Origin of the sequence: Lactococcus termiticola (genome assembly GCF_003116835.1) — a bacterium.
GTDB lineage: Bacteria > Bacillota > Bacilli > Lactobacillales > Streptococcaceae > Lactococcus > Lactococcus termiticola.
Window position 1 is genome coordinate 20,772 of record NZ_BFFO01000004.1, and the last position, 16,339, is coordinate 37,110.

General features: G+C 48.8%; 15 protein-coding genes and 1 pseudogene. 15 read left to right on the forward strand and 1 reads right to left on the reverse strand.

The genetic code is table 11. The annotated features are described in order from the left end of the window. Positions 1–84 precede the first annotated feature (84 nt). Complete coding sequence (locus NtB2_RS03725; protein WP_109245608.1) at positions 85–669, reverse strand: hypothetical protein; 585 nt, start codon at positions 667–669, stop codon at positions 85–87. 381 nt (positions 670–1,050) lie between these two features. Between NtB2_RS03725 and NtB2_RS03730 the strand changes: the two genes are divergently transcribed. From NtB2_RS03730 to whiA, 15 genes and pseudogenes are all read left to right on the forward strand, one after another. Continuing rightward, complete coding sequence (locus tag NtB2_RS03730; protein ID WP_109245609.1) at positions 1,051–1,515, forward strand: MarR family winged helix-turn-helix transcriptional regulator; 465 nt, start codon at positions 1,051–1,053, stop codon at positions 1,513–1,515. A 172-nt stretch (positions 1,516–1,687) separates the two neighbouring features. Then, positions 1,688–3,169, forward strand: coding sequence for an MDR family MFS transporter (locus tag NtB2_RS03735; RefSeq protein ID WP_225867046.1), 1,482 nt, complete (start codon positions 1,688–1,690; stop codon positions 3,167–3,169). After that, complete coding sequence (locus tag NtB2_RS03740; protein WP_109245610.1) at positions 3,169–3,957, forward strand: DUF4811 domain-containing protein; 789 nt, start codon at positions 3,169–3,171, stop codon at positions 3,955–3,957. The genes NtB2_RS03735 and NtB2_RS03740 overlap by 1 nt, the downstream gene beginning before the upstream one ends. 319 nt (positions 3,958–4,276) lie before the next feature. Then, the gene (locus NtB2_RS03745; protein WP_109245611.1) at positions 4,277–4,972 is read left to right on the forward strand and encodes a histidine phosphatase family protein; all 696 of its coding nucleotides are present in this window, start codon (positions 4,277–4,279) and stop codon (positions 4,970–4,972) included. Beyond that, positions 4,956–5,759, forward strand: a complete 804-nt coding sequence (locus NtB2_RS03750) for a M15 family metallopeptidase (protein WP_109245612.1) — start codon at positions 4,956–4,958, stop codon at positions 5,757–5,759. Before NtB2_RS03745 ends, NtB2_RS03750 begins: the two co-directional genes overlap by 17 nt. A 12-nt stretch (positions 5,760–5,771) precedes the next feature. Then, on the forward strand, positions 5,772–6,179 hold the full coding sequence (locus NtB2_RS03755; RefSeq protein WP_125194944.1) for a hypothetical protein: 408 nt from the start codon (positions 5,772–5,774) through the stop codon (positions 6,177–6,179). Positions 6,180–6,309: 130 nt separating this feature from the next. Then, complete coding sequence (gene hrcA, locus NtB2_RS03760; protein WP_109245614.1) at positions 6,310–7,350, forward strand: heat-inducible transcriptional repressor HrcA; 1,041 nt, start codon at positions 6,310–6,312, stop codon at positions 7,348–7,350. A gap of 11 nt (positions 7,351–7,361) precedes the next feature. Further along, positions 7,362–7,913: a nucleotide exchange factor GrpE gene (gene grpE, locus NtB2_RS03765; RefSeq protein WP_109245615.1), complete on the forward strand. Its 552-nt coding sequence runs from the start codon at positions 7,362–7,364 to the stop codon at positions 7,911–7,913. Positions 7,914–7,979: 66 nt separating this feature from the next. Continuing rightward, positions 7,980–9,806 carry a molecular chaperone DnaK gene (dnaK, locus tag NtB2_RS03770; protein ID WP_109245616.1) on the forward strand — a complete coding sequence of 609 codons (1,827 nt, stop codon included), beginning with the start codon at positions 7,980–7,982 and terminating at the stop codon, positions 9,804–9,806. A 298-nt stretch (positions 9,807–10,104) separates the two neighbouring features. After that, positions 10,105–10,557 (forward strand): annotated as a pseudogene (locus tag NtB2_RS03775) (fructose-specific PTS transporter subunit EIIC); the annotation flags it as partial. Between the two features lie 168 nt (positions 10,558–10,725). Beyond that, a complete protein-coding gene (gene cls / locus NtB2_RS03780) occupies positions 10,726–12,174 on the forward strand; it encodes a cardiolipin synthase (RefSeq protein ID WP_109245617.1) in 1,449 nt (482 codons plus the stop codon). A gap of 16 nt (positions 12,175–12,190) precedes the next feature. Then, a complete protein-coding gene (locus NtB2_RS03785) occupies positions 12,191–13,459 on the forward strand; it encodes an RsmF rRNA methyltransferase first C-terminal domain-containing protein (protein WP_109245618.1) in 1,269 nt (422 codons plus the stop codon). Between the two features lie 9 nt (positions 13,460–13,468). Beyond that, positions 13,469–14,416 carry an RNase adapter RapZ gene (rapZ, locus tag NtB2_RS03790; protein ID WP_109245619.1) on the forward strand — a complete coding sequence of 316 codons (948 nt, stop codon included), beginning with the start codon at positions 13,469–13,471 and terminating at the stop codon, positions 14,414–14,416. A gap of 18 nt (positions 14,417–14,434) precedes the next feature. Next, the gene (locus tag NtB2_RS03795) at positions 14,435–15,412 is read left to right on the forward strand and encodes a gluconeogenesis factor YvcK family protein (RefSeq protein WP_109245620.1); all 978 of its coding nucleotides are present in this window, start codon (positions 14,435–14,437) and stop codon (positions 15,410–15,412) included. Beyond that, on the forward strand, positions 15,412–16,317 hold the full coding sequence (gene whiA, locus NtB2_RS03800) for a DNA-binding protein WhiA (RefSeq protein WP_109245621.1): 906 nt from the start codon (positions 15,412–15,414) through the stop codon (positions 16,315–16,317). Before NtB2_RS03795 ends, whiA begins: the two co-directional genes overlap by 1 nt. The last annotated feature ends 22 nt before the right edge of the window (positions 16,318–16,339 follow it).

Sequence of the window (16,339 nt, forward strand, 5' to 3'; positions counted from 1 at the left end):
AAATGGAAGAAAAGTCCCGGCCGGTGGCTTTTCTGGAGTATCCTAACCAATAAAAAAAGAACCACCAACAGGTAGCTCCAAAACCTAGTAATCCAAAGCCTTCTCCGTCATATAAATCGAACTCCTCGTCTCCTGAGGGATTTCATAAAGACCTGACCCCTTGATACTGATGGTCGACTGGAGGGGCTCGTCATTTTCAGTAATCGTATAATAGTGGAAGTCGCCCTCAAAATCGCCGGTCGCGACGAGGGTCAGGCGGGGCTCGGCGTCTTGTTCGATGATTTTAATCCAGACCTGCTCATGCAGAATGTGCTGTGTGTCTGGCTCAGGATCGGCCGCAATCATATAGCTGAAACGTAGGAGGTCATCGCTCGGCGTCTGCTTTTTGACGGCTGTTTGCCGGAGGTGGATGACATCAAGTTCCAGCATTTGCTCGAGGAGCTCAAAGGCATCCCGGGCAAATTCGGCCTGGCTGGGTGGGACGACCAGTGTCTTTTGCTTCTTGATCGGAGCCCCCTTCTTAAACTGAATCTTGCTGGCCACAATCGGCTTGTGGGTCAGGGCCAGATTGCCCAGGATGGCCATGCCATACATTTTCTTTTTATGAGGCGACCAGGTCTTTATTTCAGAAATCTGTTCTTCGACAGTATGCAGTTCATTGGGTGTCATATCAACAATCCTTTCATTTTTCTACGACTCATGTTCTTGTCATTATTTTATCATTTTTCTCTCATCTAAAATAACGATATACAAATTTAGAGTTTCTAAAATGAAAGTATTTTGATAAATTCAGTTGACCAGTGGAGTGGAAGAAAAAGGCCGAGGAATTGTGAAAAAGACAAAACTGAAGACCGCATGGGCTTCAGTTTTAGCAATGAGACGCCGGAGGCGTCTGCTTGCGGGTCACACAGTTCCTCGGCCTTTTTCTGTAACGAAACGACTCAAAAGAAGAAAAATCAAAAAATCAAATCCAAATCCTTGCATTCTAAAAAATAAAGATTTATAATAATCAACGGCGTTAATAAATTATATTGTTAGAAAGGAATGAAAATGGATTACAACCAACTTGCTGAGACCTTCATGCATCGTGTCAAAGGCAAAGGTCAGACTGAGGTCTGGAGTCGTTTTCATGCCTACACGCATGGTGAGCGTCAGGTGCTCTTCTATCTCTACAAGAGTTCAGGAAAGCCGGTAATGCCGTCAGACATTGCCAAATACACTGACACCAGTACAGCTAGAGTGGCGACCATCCTCAACAACCTCGAAGAAAAAGGCCTGGTCACCCGAGAGATTTCTCGGGAGGACCGGCGTAAAATCCTCGTAGGGATTACAGGAAAAGGTCGTGAAATCGCTGACGCTCAAAGACAAAAAGCTATTAGCCACGTGGCAAGAATCCTTGCGGAAATGGGAGAAGAAGAGGCGACAAAATTTGTCCAGTCTTTCCAAAATTTCCTGGAAATAGGAATTAAAATTGCCTGTGCTGAAGAACAAGAAGAGGAGGAAAAAAATGTCTGAAGAAACAAAAGACATCTCGCAAGAGGCAACAGAAAAAGTTGATGCGACAGCGACTGAAGCAGAAGCAATGACTTCAGAAGCTTCAAATGAAGCTGAAGCATCATCAAAATCAACTGCCCCTGCAAAAGACTACACAAAAGACGTTCATGGGAAGAAATTCTCACGCAGTCTCATGTTCGCACTGATGATGATTGCCACCTTTGGTGGGATGCTGACCCAAACATTCTTGGGGACCGCCTATCCTACATTGATGGGCAAATTTGACATCACACTGGCAACGGCACAGGGGGCATCTACCTGGTTCCTCCTGGCCAACGGGATTATGATTCCTGTTTCTGCCTTCTTAATTACGAAATTTTCTACGAAATGGCTTTTCTTTGCTGCCTATATCTTCATTTGGGCTGGAATCTTCATTTCTTTCTCAGCACCTGAATCAAGCTGGGGCGTCTTCCTTGCCGGTCGTATCGTCGCAGCCATGGGTGTCGGGATTTCAATGCCACTCTTCCAAGTGGTCATTGTCAACATCTTCCCACCTGATAAAATCGGTGTCCCAATGGGACTTGGTGGCCTGGTTATCGGACTCGCTCCTGCCCTTGGCCCAACATATGCCGGATGGATTCTTTCTACCCATGAAAAATTCCTCGGCTTCATCCAATTGGGTGACTGGCGGACGATCTTCTTGATTCCTTTGATTTTCGTTGGGATCTCAGTGGTCCTGACCCCATTCATCATGCACGACGTCCTGCCTAACCGGGATATGAGGCTTGATGTCCTCTCACTCCTCTTGTCACTGGTCGGTTTTGGTCTCTTCCTTCTTGGATTTACCAACGTGGCTTCAGACGGCTGGGGCGATATGACTTCAGTTATCCTGCCTATCATTGTTGGTTTGATTTTGATCATCGTCTTCGTCGTCCGTCAGCTCAAGATGAAGGATCCCTTCCTGGACCTTTCAGTTTTCAAAGTGAAGCAATTTACTTGGACAACCATTATTGCGGCCATCAATACTGTGGCCATGATGGGTGTCGAACTCATGTTGCCCGTCTACGTCCAAAACGTGCACGGCCTCTCAGCCTTCAATGCCGGCCTCCTGCTCTTGCCAGGGTCAATCATGATGGCTGTCATGTCACCTATCGCAGGTTCTATCTATAATAAACGTGGTGCCCGTCCACTTGCCTTGGTTGGTTTCATTATCTTGGCTATTGGTACCCTGCCATACATGTTCTTGACGGCTTCTACGCCAGAACACTTCATCACAATCACTTACTGGATGCGTTTCGTGGCCATCGGTATGATCATGATGCCGCTGATTACTTCAGCGATGAATGCCTTGCCTGTTGAAAAAGCAGCTCAAGGTTCTGCATCAAACAACACACTGCGTATGATTGCTTCATCCATCGGTGTGGCCCTGCTTGCATCAGTAACACAAAACATTACCAACCATGCCATGCCAGCCCACAGCTTGCAGACCAGCAATCCTTTGGAATACGCTTCTAAGGCGATTGATGCCGCACTTAAAGGCTTCCACGTTTCATTTGCCATCTCATTTGCCTTTGCAGTGATTGGCTTCCTGGCAGCCTTCATGCTCCACAAGGGTAAGACAGTACATACGCCTGATGGACGTGAAATTGACGCACTTGAAGGAGGGGAAAAATAATGATTATCTTACTTATCGTAATATTTACTGCCCTCATGGTTTTTGGTTTCTTCTTCGTGAAGGGGCCTGCCCAATATATCATCGGAGGGCTCGCAACAATCCTTGCCTTCCTGTCCATCCTTGGCCTCATTTTCCATGATAACAATCACTGGGGAATGAAGAAGGTGACCTCGACTGAGACCATGAACATTCCTGTTCAGATGGTCACAGCCATCAAGGTCGGCGACAATACTGGCAACTACGTCTTTACCTATAAGACGGCAGATGACGGGAAGGTCGGCCAGCACTTTGCTCCAGATACGAAAAACATTGTCGAAGCCACAAAGAAGACTTCTAAATATGAAGAAACTTCTGATAAGACAGCTGAAGTCGTGACAACTACTGTCCGCTGGGAATGGGCGAATAACCTTGCCAAGACCATGTTTGGTGTCGGTGGCGAGGCTGGCGAGCTCTACAAGCAGACCAATGTTGTCCGCGTGCCTAAGGGGACCATCCTTGTCGTGAATCAAGAAGAAGCCAAGAAGCTCCAGGCCAATCAATCTAAGATTGCTGAGTCTGCCAAGGCTTCTCAAGAAGCACAGGTCAAGGCCTTGACTGAAGAACACATCAAAGAAGCCCTCGCACAACTCCCTGACGGAGCGAGCGACGAGCAAAAAGAAGCAGTGACCCAGCAAGTGACTGAAAAAGTCCAAGCTCAAGTCGCTGAAAAAATGAAAGCAGCTCAAAATGACCCAGTAGCCTATGCTCAAGCACAGGTGACGGCGATTAAGAGCTTCTTGGAGAAATAAGCTTTGGACATCCTCTTTTAAGGGTGTTTTTTTGTGGTCTTGCCGTTCCGCTTTAGGAAGCCGGTGGAAATGCTGTGAGGCCCGCGAGCAGACCGCTTTGCGGTCTCATCGCTAAAAGTCGAGCCCGATGCTCTCGCCATTTGCCTATTTTCACGGCATTTCCACCGGCTTCCTGAAGCTTCACTGTAGCTGCCAAAGTTGCTTGAGTCTCTTGAAAAAAGGAAGGAAACAGCTAGAGGCCTCTTTCCATATCTGGAAGTCAGTCCCTTCGAGATGTGTTATAATGGTAAAAGATTAAAGCATATTTAAGGAGTGTAAGATGGTCAAAGTTTACTTGGTGCGTCATGGGAAAACGATGTTTAATACGATTGGTCGGGCTCAGGGTTGGTCGGATACGCCACTGACGGCTGAGGGTGAGCTTGGAATCACTGAGCTTGGCCTTGGTTTTAAGGAACGTGGCATCAAGTTTGATGCGGCCTATTCGTCTGATTCTGGTCGGACGATTCAGACCATGGGCTTTATTCTTAGAAATTCTGACAATGAAGGCATTCCCTATGAGATGGACAAACGCATCCGGGAGTGGTGTTTTGGCTCCTTTGATGGAGCCTATGATGGCGAGCTTTTTGATGGGGTTCTCCCCCGTAAATTCGCCGATGCTGGACGGGCTGGAGGGGATTTGGCTGAGATTGCCAATGCCATCTATGAGGTGGACACGGCTGGCTGGGCTGAGCCTTGGGAGGTCTTGAGAGACCGGATTTTGACCGGTTTTCATGATATGGCTGAGCGGGCTGAAAAACGGGGCGACAAGAATATCGTCATTGTGAGCCATGGCCTGACCATCTCGACCTTTGTCAAGCTCCTGAGGCCCGATAAAGAACGTCCCCATGCCCTGGACAATGGCTCAGTGACCCTGCTTGATTATGCAGACGGAAAATTTAAGATAGAGGCCGTAGGCTCGATGGAATATCGCAAGCTCGGCTGGGAGATAATGAAGCAAAATGCAGAGAAGAACTAAAAAGAAGAAAAAACTCAAGTTGGGCCGGATTATCCCGGTCCTCTTGGTCCTGGTCCTCTTGATTGCTGGGCTTAGCTGGTTTGCTATATCAGGCCACAAGAAGAAGTCTGCTAGCTCAGAAGGCCAAAAGACCACGCTGACGAGCCAGAACAGCCAAGGCTCAAGCGACAAGTCGAGCTCTGACTCAGGCCTGCCAGACGCCAAAAAAGCCGACTGGAATCTGGTCTTGGTCAATCGTGACAACCTCAAGCCGGAGATGAATCCGGAGCTAACGACCATCGGCTCTATCCAGGTCGACAGCCGGATTGCCCAGGCGACAAGCGAGTTTTTGGCCGCTGCCCAAAATATTGACCCGTCAGAGCACCTGATTTCTGGCTACCGCTCAGTCGCCTACCAGACCCAGCTCTTCAACCAATACGTCGAAAATGAGATGGTCGGCGGGGCCGGCAGTGTCAATGAAGGTGGCCCAGCCATCTCTAAAGAAGAAGCGACCAAGAACGTCCAAACCTACTCACAGCCACCAGAAGCTTCAGAACACGAGACTGGCCTGGCCTTTGACATGTCGACGGTCAACTCGCTTAATCAGTCTGACCCGAGCGTCGTTGAGCAGGTCGCAAAAATTGCGCCTGAATACGGATTTGTCCTGCGTTTTCCAAAGGACGGCATGGCTTCGACTGGGGTTGACTATGAAGACTGGCACTACCGCTATGTCGGTGTCGACAATGCCAAATACATGGTCGCCCACAATCTGACCCTCGAAGATTATCTGAAAAAACTTCCAGAATAACTAGAAAGTCCTATGTTTTCAAGACCTCGATTGATTCTCTACATGAATCTTGTCCTCTTCTTTTATACACTGATTGATTTTAACCGCAGGCTCTTTGCGGTCGATAATCTCTTTGCCCAGGTGGCCACTGGTGCCGGCAATACCTTGCGGGACCTGATGGCTGGCCTGCCCAGTCTGGTCAATCAATTTCAAGTGGTCATCTATATCATTGTCCTTGCCCTCTTGATTTTGCTGGCCCTTCGTTTTTTCAATGTCGCCTTTGTCCTGATGGAGATTGCGGTCCTCTTGACCCTGATCAATTACGCCATGCAGTGGTTTAACAACCAGCAGAATATCAACTCCCTCTTTGAGGCCGCGGTCATTCTTGTGACACTGGCCTCTATCTGGGCCATTGCCAAGCCTTTGAAACTGGTCAAATAATAAAATTAGCACTCTTGGATTTAGAGTGCTAATTTTTTAGACTTTTTTCTTGACATGCTCTTAGAAAAGACTTATAATAATTTTAGCACTTGAGAGTTGTGAGTGCTAATCTTGAGAAAGAAGGCCTGCCATGGTCACGAAAAGACAGGAACAAATCCTAAACCTGATCGTTAGCCTCTATGCTAAAGACCATGCCCCGGTGGGCTCCAAGGCTCTGCTTGAGATGGTCCAGGCCTCTAGTGCCACCATCAGAAATGACATGAAGGCACTCGAAGAGCTGGGCTACATCCAGAAGGAGCATAGCTCCTCTGGCCGTGTCCCTTCTGCCTCTGGCTACCAGTACTATGTTGAGCATGGTCTTTCTATCGAAGAGTTTAGCCAAAATGACCTCTTCCAGGTCATGAAGGCCTTCGACAAGGAGTTCTATCGTCTCTCTGACATCCTGGAACTCGCCGCAAATGTGACCTCAGATTTAACAGGACTGACCACATTTGTCTTAAATGTTCCCCAGAGTGAGCAGAGTTTGGCTAGCTTTGAGACGGTCATGCTGGACAGCCACTCGATGCTGGCCGTCAGCCGACTGAGCTCGGGCGAAGTCCGTTCGGCCCAGTTTAACCTGCCTCGTTCGATGACCGAGAAAGACCTGGAGGTCTTTGTCGAGATGGTCAATGAACGCCTGGTCGGCAAGACCCTGCTCGACGTGCACTATCGCTTGCGGACAGAGATTCCCCAGGTGGTCCAGCGTTATTTTAAGGTCACGGCAGACGCATTGAAGCTTGTCGATCACATCTTTGCAGAACTCTTTATTGAGCAGTTGACCATTGCTGGTCGCAGTAAAATCTTTGATTATGCGACAGACAATCACGCCGAGCTCTACAAGCTCTTCTCAGATGACCAGCGGATGCTTCATGAAATCCGGGAGGTCACACAAGATGAAGAGCTCCGCAGTGTCCGCATTGATGGCGTAGGTCAGCTCTCAAGAGTCAGCCTCATCTCTCAAAAATTTGTGATTCCTTATCGGGGTCTGGGAACGATTGCCCTGGCGGGGCCAATCGACCTGGACTACCAGCGGATTCTCTCGGTCCTTGACCTAGTCGCCAAGGTCTTGAGCATGAAGCTGGCCGATTATTACCGCTATCTGGATGGCAATCACTATGAAATACGAACTTAAAAGGAGGCTTTATGTCTGAAGAAAATAAAGAAGAAATCAAAAACGAAGCAGTCGAAAACCCGACGGAAGAAGTGACAGAAGAGCTCACTGAAGAAGCGCTCGAAGACATCGTCGAAGAGGAAATCTCAGAGCTCGACCAGGCGCGTGCCGATGCTGAAGAATGGGAAAACAAGTTCCTCCGTGCCAATGCAGAAATGCAGAATATCCAGCGTCGATCGAATGAAGAACGCTTGAATCTCGTGAAATATCGCTCGCAAGACCTGGCCAAAAAAGTCCTGCCAAGCCTTGACAATCTTGAGCGGGCCCTGGCTGTTGAAGGCTTGACAGACGATGTTAAGCGTGGTCTGGAGATGGTCCAAGAAAGCCTGCTCAATGCCCTCAAAGAAGAAGGGGTGACAGAGATTGCGACCGATGGTCCTTTTGACCCGCAGCTCCATCAGGCGGTGCAGACTGTGCCGGTCGATGAAGAGCACGAGGCCGACCATATCGTTCAAGTCTTCCAAAAAGGTTATCAACTTCATGAGCGCTTGCTCCGGCCTGCCATGGTCGTAGTGGCTCAATAAAATAAGACTCGACCGAAATGTCGTAAAACTATCCAAGAAAATAAATAAAAAAAGAAGGTAAATATTATGTCTAAAATTATCGGTATTGACTTAGGTACAACAAACTCAGCAGTCGCAGTTCTTGAAGGAACTGAATCAAAAATCATCCCAAATCCAGAAGGAAACCGTACAACACCATCAGTTGTCGCTTTCAAAAATGGTGAAATTCAAGTCGGTGATGCTGCAAAACGTCAAGCAGTAACCAATCCTGATACCATCATCTCTATCAAATCTAAGATGGGAACTTCAGAAAAAGTTTCTGCAAATGGTAAAGAATACACACCACAAGAAATCTCAGCAATGATTCTTCAAAACTTGAAAGCGACCGCTGAAGCTTACCTTGGTGAAACAGTTGATAAAGCAGTCATCACTGTCCCTGCTTACTTCAACGATGCCCAACGTCAAGCAACAAAAGACGCTGGTAAAATCGCTGGTCTCGAAGTAGAACGTATCGTCAACGAACCAACTGCCGCAGCACTTGCTTATGGTCTTGACAAACAAGATAAGGACGAAAAAGTCCTCGTATTCGACCTTGGTGGTGGTACATTTGACGTTTCTATCCTTGAACTTGGTGACGGTGTCTTTGATGTCCTTGCCACTGCTGGTAACAACAAACTCGGTGGTGATGACTTTGACCAAAAAATCATCGACTGGATGGTTGCTGAATTTAAGAAAGAAAATGCAATCGACCTCAGCCAAGACAAGATGGCGCTTCAACGTTTGAAAGATGCTGCTGAAAAAGCGAAAAAAGACCTTTCAGGTGTGACTTCAACTCAAATTAGCTTGCCTTTCATCACGGCTGGTGAAGCTGGACCGCTCCACTTGGAAATGACTTTGACCCGTGCAAAATTTGATGAATTGACGCATGACTTAGTTGAAGCAACCCGCGAACCTGTTCGTCAAGCCCTCTCTGATGCTGGACTTTCAACTTCAGATATCGACGAAGTCTTGCTTGTAGGTGGATCTACTCGTATCCCTGCAGTCGTTGAATTGGTTGAAAAAGAAACTGGCAAACAAGCCAACAAATCAGTGAACCCTGACGAAGTTGTTGCCATGGGTGCTGCAATCCAAGGTGGTGTCATCACTGGTGATGTCAAAGACGTTGTTTTGCTTGACGTTACTCCACTTTCACTTGGTATTGAAACAATGGGTGGCGTATTCACAAAACTCATCGACCGTAATACAACTATTCCAACATCTAAATCACAAGTCTTCTCAACTGCCGCTGACAATCAACCTGCTGTTGACATCCATGTTCTCCAAGGTGAACGTCCAATGGCTGCGGATAACAAGACACTTGGTCGTTTCCAATTGACAGATATCCCTGCTGCACCTCGTGGTGTGCCACAAATTGAAGTTGCCTTTGACATTGACAAGAATGGTATCGTCTCAGTTAAGGCGAAAGACCTGGGCACTCAAAAGGAACAGACCATTGTCATCAAATCAGGCGACGGCTTGAGCGATGAAGAAATCGAAAAGATGATGAAGGATGCTGAAGCTAACGCTGATGCGGATGCTAAGCGTAAAGAAGAAGCTGACCTCAAAAATGAAGTAGAGCAAACCATCTTCGCAACTGAAAAGACCATCAAAGAAACTGAAGGCAAAGGCTTTGACACTGAACGTGACGAAGCTCAAGCAGCTCTTGATGAACTCAAAAAGGCCCAAGAAGCTGGTAACATGGACGACATGAAGGCCAAGCTCGAAGCCCTCAACGAAAAAGCTCAAAACCTGGCCGTGAAACTCTATGAGCAGGCAGCCGCTGAACAACAGGCTGCTGGTGGAGCAGAAGCTGGAAGTGGCGAAGCTAAGAAGGATGATAAGACTGTTGATGGGGATTTTGAAGAAGTTAAGTAATAAGTCCTTTGGACAGTGAAGAACAGCGGTTTTGAACGCTGTTTTTTTGTGCTTGAAAACGGGATGCCTCCCTAATTATCAAGAATTTTTGTTATAATATAAGTTATCTATAAGTTAAAACGTTTTCAAAAAGGAAATTATTTATGACAAAGAAAAATTATACGATTGGTCTGGACATCGGGACCAATTCAGTGGGATGGGCAGTCATTGACGAAAATCTTGACCTGGTTAAGGGAAATAAGAAAATCACAGAGATAGCTGCCGATGGGACAGTGACTAAGCGAAAGAGTCGCACCAAGGAGGCCCAATCAACAAGGCTTCATACATCTTTGCGACTGGAACCCTTGCTGCGACTGTGGTTCACGGAGGTTCAGTTGTCATGGCAGCCTGCATGGCGGGTGGTATGGTGCCACCGCTTGCGACCACGATTGCTGTCCTGCTTTTCAAGAAAAAGTTTACCCCTGAAGAACGCAATTCAGGCCTGACCAATATTGTTATGGGGCTTAGCTTTATCACAGAGGGTTCTATTCCTTTTGCAGCCAGTGACCCAGCTCGTGCCATCCCGAGCTTCCTGGTTGGTGCAGCCGTCGCAGGAGGCTTGACCGGACTCGCCAACATCAAACTCATGGCTCCCCATGGCGGTGTCTTTGTTCTTGCCCTGACCAATAACCCCCTCTTGTACCTCCTCTTTATCTTGATTGGTGCACTGGTCTCAGGTATCCTCTTTGGATTATTAAAACGTGAGAAATGATTATAAAGACTTGCCTAATTTGGCAGTTTTTTAATTTGCCGATTGCTGGGCATCTCTGACTGCTTGTGGCCCCACAGTTAAAGTTAGCTTTTTTTGAGCGACCACAAACAAAAGGGAAAAATTGCCCAATCCCCCATTTTCCGTTATAATAGGATATAAGAGGTTTTTATGCACATTTTAGCAATGATAGAAGCACTGGTCTTTCTCCTCAATGTTGGCCTGTCTATGGTCATCATTTTTCGGGAGCGGAAGTCCACGTCTTCGACCTGGTCCTGGCTCTTTGTCATCAATGTCCTCCCCGTCCTTGGCTTCTTGCTCTACATCCTGATTGGCCGTGGGATTTCCCACATCCGGGTCTTTAAGGAGAAGAAGGGCTCTAACAAGGGCTTTGACATGCAGGAGGCTGATGCCAGGCAGGCCTTTCATTCGACAGATTTTATCAAAAAAATCACAGGCAATCATGTGATTGGCCAACTCATTCACATGCTTTTTGTCGAGGAAAAGTCCGTCGTCTCAAGCAATACGGGCGTTACCATCTATGATGACGGTCGAGATAAATTCGACGCACTTATTAACGACATCAACGAGGCCGAGCACCATGTCCACTTGGAATACTATATCTTTCGGATGGACCGGCTGGGCAAGGGAATCACAGAAGCCCTCGTCAACGCTAGAAAACGGGGCGTTGAGGTCCGCCTTTTGATTGACGCCTGGGGCTCCAACGGTACCAAGCTCAAACATTTCAAAGCGCTGACCGACCTCGGTGGTCACGTCGCGATCTTCTTTCCGCTGATTTTGCCACTGATCAATCCCCGGACCAACTACCGCCTTCACAGAAAAATCGTCGTCATTGACGGAAAAATCGGCTACACAGGTGGTTTCAACGTTGGTGACGAATATGTCAGCATCACAGAGAAATTTGGCTATTGGCGGGACACGGCGCTACGCCTGACTGGCGACGTCGTCTACTCCCTCCAGCACCGCTTTATCCTCGACTGGAACAGTCAGCATAAAAATGAAATCGACCAAGAAGAAGTCTACTTTCCTGAAGAGACCGCTGAGCCAGGCCAGGTCATCACACAGTTTGTGACCTCAGGGCCTGACGAGCGAAAAGAGCAAATCAAGCTCAACTATATGAAGATGATCTCTGGGGCCCAAGAGGAAATCATCATCCAGACCCCTTATTTTATCCCTGATGAGGCCCTGCTCTCGAGCCTTTATCTGGCCCTGCTCTCGGGCGTGAAGGTCAAGCTTTTGATTCCCAATAAGCCCGATCATCCCCTGGTCTACTGGGCAACCTACTATTTTTCAGCCGACCTGGTCAAGCACGGGGCTGAGGTCTGGACCTATGAAAAGGGCTTTGTTCATGCCAAGATGATTATCGTCGACGGCAGTTTTGCCTCTGTCGGATCGACCAACTTTGACAACCGGAGCTTCCAGCTCGATTTTGAGGCCAATATCAACCTCTATGACCGGGAGCTCAGTCAACAGCTCAGAAGCGACTTTATCAAGGACCTAGACGACAGCAAGCCCTTGCTCTTGTCTGACTATGAAGAACGGAGCTATGCCATCCGCTTTAAGGAGGGCCTGGCCCGCCTGATTAGCCCGATGCTTTAATGTTTAAGGAGAAAAAATGGAATTTCCAGCAGGATTTTTGGAGAAATATGAAGGCATTTTAGGCGAGGAATTTCCCGCCTTCAAGGCCTCTTTTGATCAGCCTGCCGAGTCGGCCTACCGGGTCAATCCGCTCAAGGCCAAGACTGCAGACTTTCCAGATGCCATACCAAACAGTCGCTTGGGCCACTATGGCAAGGTTTCTGGCAAGTCCATCGCCCATGCGACCGGCCTGGTCTATTCGCAGGAACCAGCCGCCCAGGCCGTAGCTGAGCTTGCAGCTCCCAGACCTGGCATGAGGGTCCTTGACCTCTGTGCCGCCCCTGGTGGCAAGTCGACCCATCTCCTGAGCTTTATGGAAAACGAAGGACTCCTCATTAGCAATGAAATCTCGGGCAAACGCTCGAAAATCTTAGTAGAGAATATTGAACGCTTCGGAGCCAAAAACACCGTCGTCTTGAACGAAAGCCCAGAGCGACTTTCCAAGGTCTTTCCAGACTACTTTGACCTGATTGTCATTGACGCCCCCTGCTCAGGCGAGGGGATGTTCCGCAAGGACCCGGATGCTATGCAATACTGGACGCCGGATTATCCTCTGGAATGCTCGATCCTGCAAAAGGAAATCCTTGAAGAAGCCATGAAGATGCTGGCTCCTGCCGGAAGCCTGGTCTACTCGACCTGCACCTGGGCCCCTGAAGAGGATGAGCTGATGACCAGCTGGCTCCTCGAGCAGTATCCTTCGCTTGAAAAGACGGCTGAGACCAAGTGCTGGCCCCATCTCCAGCGGGGAGAAGGACAGTATCTGGCCCGGCTCAAAGATCGCAGAGAAAAAGATGACCGGCCCAAGCTCAAAGCCGCCAAGTCTAACTGGAACAAGGGTCAAAAAGAGCTCTGGCAGGCCTTTGAAAAAGAGGCTTTGACCGTCCAGCTGCACGGAGTCTACCAGGTCTTTGGCGACCAGCTCTATCTCCTGCCTGAGGCTACGCCAGACTTGGGCAGACTTAGAATCGCAAGAAATGGCCTACATCTGGGAACCTTTAAGAAAAACCGCTTTGAGCCAAGCTTTGCCCTGGGTCTGGCCCTGAGGCCTGACGAGGTCAAACAACATGTCAGTCTAAATGAGTCTGACTTTGCCAGATATGTCGCAGGCGAGGCCCTGCCAGGCCAAGAGGCTACTGTCAAAGGCTGGGTCCAGGTCCTGTCTGAAGGCAACGGTCTAGGTTTTGCCAAGGTTGCCAATCAAACACTGAAAAATTACTATCCTAAGGGATTAAGATTTTATATTTAAGGAGGAATCATGGACAATAACACACTTGATATTGTGATCATCACAGGGATGTCAGGGGCAGGCAAGACCGTCGCCATCCAGTCTTTTGAGGACATGGGCTATTTTACGGTCGACAATATGCCACCAAATCTGATTACTAAATTTGTCGAATTATTAACAGCCGACTCAGCCCCTTATGATGCTGTGAAATTTGACGAAGGCGACCAGGCTGTCGAGCCAAAGAAGCCAGGCATCAATAAGCTGGCCATGGTCGTCGACATGCGGAGCCGGGCCTTCTTTGATGAGCTCCAAGACATTGTTACTGAGCTCTCAGACCGGCCTCATGTTAACTTCAAGCTCTTGTTCTTGGATGCCAAGGATGAAGAGCTGGTCGCCCGCTACAAGGAAACCCGTCGGAGCCACCCACTAGCCGTTGACGGCCGGGTCCTTGACGGCATCACAATTGAACGTGAAATCCTCTCTGACCTGAAAAATCTGGCTGAGGTCGTCATTGACACCTCTGAGCTGACCCCTCGTAATCTTCGTGCCCAGATTCTCCAGAAATTTACCGGCTCGACTGAGTCTAGCTTCAGGATCGAAGTCATGTCCTTTGGCTTTAAGTATGGCCTGCCTCTGGATGCTGACCTGGTCTTTGATGTCCGTTTTTTGCCGAATCCCCACTACATTCCTGAGCTGAGAAACAAGACCGGCCAAGACCAGGACGTCTACAACTATGTCATGGAGCACAAGGAGTCTGAGGATTTCTATAGCCACCTGATGGCCATGCTCGAGCCAATCCTGCCGGCCTATCAAAAAGAAGGCAAGTCTGTCCTCAACATCGCCTTTGGCTGTACCGGTGGTCAACACCGCTCTGTCGCCTTTGCTGAACGGGTCTCAAAAGCTCTCAAAGACAACTGGCATTTGAACACCAGCCACCGGGACAAGGACCGTCGCAAAGAGACGGTCAATCGCTCATAAGAAAGTTACTATATTTTAATGAATAAATCTAAAATTGTCGTCATCGGGGGCGGGACTGGGATTCCCGTCCTTCTTGATGCCCTCCGCAAGGAAAACATTGACCTGACTGCTGTCGTGACGGTTGCCGACGACGGTGGCTCTTCAGGAAAAATCCGCAACGCTGTCAATATCGCGCCGCCAGGCGACTTGAGAAATGTCCTCATCGCCATGTCTGACATGCCGCAATTTTACGCTGACATCCTCCAATATCGTTTCGATGAGACTGACGGCCCGCTGGCTGGCCATCCGCTGGGGAACCTCCTGATTGCTGCGGTCTCTGAAAAGCAGGGCTCGATTTCGACGGCCATCCGGACCCTGGGGCGCTTCTTCCATATTTCCGGTAATATCTATCCATCGAGCGACCAGGCCTTGACTCTGCATGCCGTCTTTGAAGACGGGACAGAGGTCGCTGGCGAGAGCTCGATTGGCAAGCATGAGGGCCTGATTAGTCATGTCTACCTGACCGATACTGATACAGGTGGGGCTCCGATTGCCTCGCAAAATGTGGTCAACTGCATCATGGATGCTGACATGGTCGTCATGGGGCCGGGCTCGCTCTATACTTCGATTTTGCCCAATGTCGTCATTCCTGACATTAACAAGGCACTTTTAGAGACAAAGGCTAAAGTTGTCTATGTTTGTAATATTATGACCCAGCGGGGGGAGACAGAAAACTTTACTGACGCCGACCATGTCCGGGTCCTTCACGAGCACCTGGGCAAGAAGGTCATTGACCATGTTCTGGTCAATATCGAGCAGGTCCCGCAAGACTATATGGACAATAATGCCTTTGATGAGTATCTGGTCCAGGTCAAGCACGACTTTGCCGGCCTCAAAGAGCAAGAGGTCAAGGTCATCTCCAACAACTTCCTCAGGCTGGTCAAGGGTGGAGCCTTCCATGATGGCGAGGCGGTCGCCCGGGAAATCATGGGCTTATCCAAGAGGCAGGCTGACTGATGAGTTTTTCAAGTGACATCAAAAAAGAACTGACCAGCCTTCCAGCCAGCAAGACCAGCCTCCTTGCCCTGATTCGGATGAACGGCAGTCTTGGGATTTCTGGTCAGCTAACCCTCAGCATCCAGACGGAAAATGCCGCCATCGCCAAGTACATCTACCAGATGCTCCAAGATTTCTACGATGTCAAAGGGGAAATCCGGGTCCATCAAAAGACGACCTTATCCAAAAACCGGGTCTACCAGGTTTTCTTAGATGAAAATGTCAATCAACTCTTAGACGAGCTCCAGCTGGCCGATAGCCTGATGCTGGAGACCGGCTTACCTGCCAGTGTTAAGGCAGACGTCAAGCTCCAGCCAGAATACCTGCGGGGGGCCTTTCTGTCCAATGGCAGTATCCATAATCCTGAGTCGGGCGAGTACCAGCTCTCGATTGCCAGTGTCTACCAAGAGCATGCTGAAGAGCTCCAGGCCGTCTTCATGAATTTTGACCTGAATGCCAAGGTCATTGCCAGGAAAAATCGCTACATTCTCTACCTGACCAAGGCTGAAGAAATCATGGACTTTTTGACCCTGATTGGGGCCATGCAGGCCAGGCTCAAGTTTGAAGAGGCCAAGATGATGCGGGAGATGCGGGGCCTGGCTAACCGCCAGTCAAATTTTGAGAATGCCAATATCAATAAGACAGTCTCGGCCGCCCAGGAGGCGATTGAGGCTATCCGTCTATTAAAGGAAAAGCAGGCCCTGGTCAAGCTCTCGCCCCAGCTGGTCGAGATTGCTGAACTCAGGCTGGCACATCCAGAGAGCTCGTTGAAAGAGCTGGGAGAATTATTAGAAAAGCCTGTCGGCAAGTCGGGCGTGAACCATCGCCTGAGAAAGCTGATTGAAGCCGCAAATGAGCTTAAATAAGAGCTCTTTTTTTAATGTCAAA

What these genes read in the sequence shown, in the direction of transcription:
- whiA (WP_109245621.1), top strand. Translation starts at nt 15,412, where the DNA reads ATGAGTTTTTCAAGTGACATCAAAAAAGAACTGACCAGCCTTCCAGCC.
- dnaK (WP_109245616.1), top strand. Translation starts at nt 7,980, where the DNA reads ATGTCTAAAATTATCGGTATTGACTTAGGTACAACAAACTCAGCAGTC.
- NtB2_RS03745 (WP_109245611.1), top strand. Translation starts at nt 4,277, where the DNA reads ATGGTCAAAGTTTACTTGGTGCGTCATGGGAAAACGATGTTTAATACG.
- cls (WP_109245617.1), top strand. Translation starts at nt 10,726, where the DNA reads ATGCACATTTTAGCAATGATAGAAGCACTGGTCTTTCTCCTCAATGTT.
- NtB2_RS03740 (WP_109245610.1), top strand. Translation starts at nt 3,169, where the DNA reads ATGATTATCTTACTTATCGTAATATTTACTGCCCTCATGGTTTTTGGT.
- NtB2_RS03785 (WP_109245618.1), top strand. Translation starts at nt 12,191, where the DNA reads ATGGAATTTCCAGCAGGATTTTTGGAGAAATATGAAGGCATTTTAGGC.
- NtB2_RS03735 (WP_225867046.1), top strand. Translation starts at nt 1,688, where the DNA reads ATGTTCGCACTGATGATGATTGCCACCTTTGGTGGGATGCTGACCCAA.
- grpE (WP_109245615.1), top strand. Translation starts at nt 7,362, where the DNA reads ATGTCTGAAGAAAATAAAGAAGAAATCAAAAACGAAGCAGTCGAAAAC.
- NtB2_RS03725 (WP_109245608.1), bottom strand. Translation starts at nt 669, where the DNA reads ATGACACCCAATGAACTGCATACTGTCGAAGAACAGATTTCTGAAATA.
- NtB2_RS03750 (WP_109245612.1), top strand. Translation starts at nt 4,956, where the DNA reads ATGCAGAGAAGAACTAAAAAGAAGAAAAAACTCAAGTTGGGCCGGATT.
- hrcA (WP_109245614.1), top strand. Translation starts at nt 6,310, where the DNA reads ATGGTCACGAAAAGACAGGAACAAATCCTAAACCTGATCGTTAGCCTC.
- NtB2_RS03795 (WP_109245620.1), top strand. Translation starts at nt 14,435, where the DNA reads ATGAATAAATCTAAAATTGTCGTCATCGGGGGCGGGACTGGGATTCCC.
- rapZ (WP_109245619.1), top strand. Translation starts at nt 13,469, where the DNA reads ATGGACAATAACACACTTGATATTGTGATCATCACAGGGATGTCAGGG.
- NtB2_RS03755 (WP_125194944.1), top strand. Translation starts at nt 5,772, where the DNA reads ATGTTTTCAAGACCTCGATTGATTCTCTACATGAATCTTGTCCTCTTC.
- NtB2_RS03730 (WP_109245609.1), top strand. Translation starts at nt 1,051, where the DNA reads ATGGATTACAACCAACTTGCTGAGACCTTCATGCATCGTGTCAAAGGC.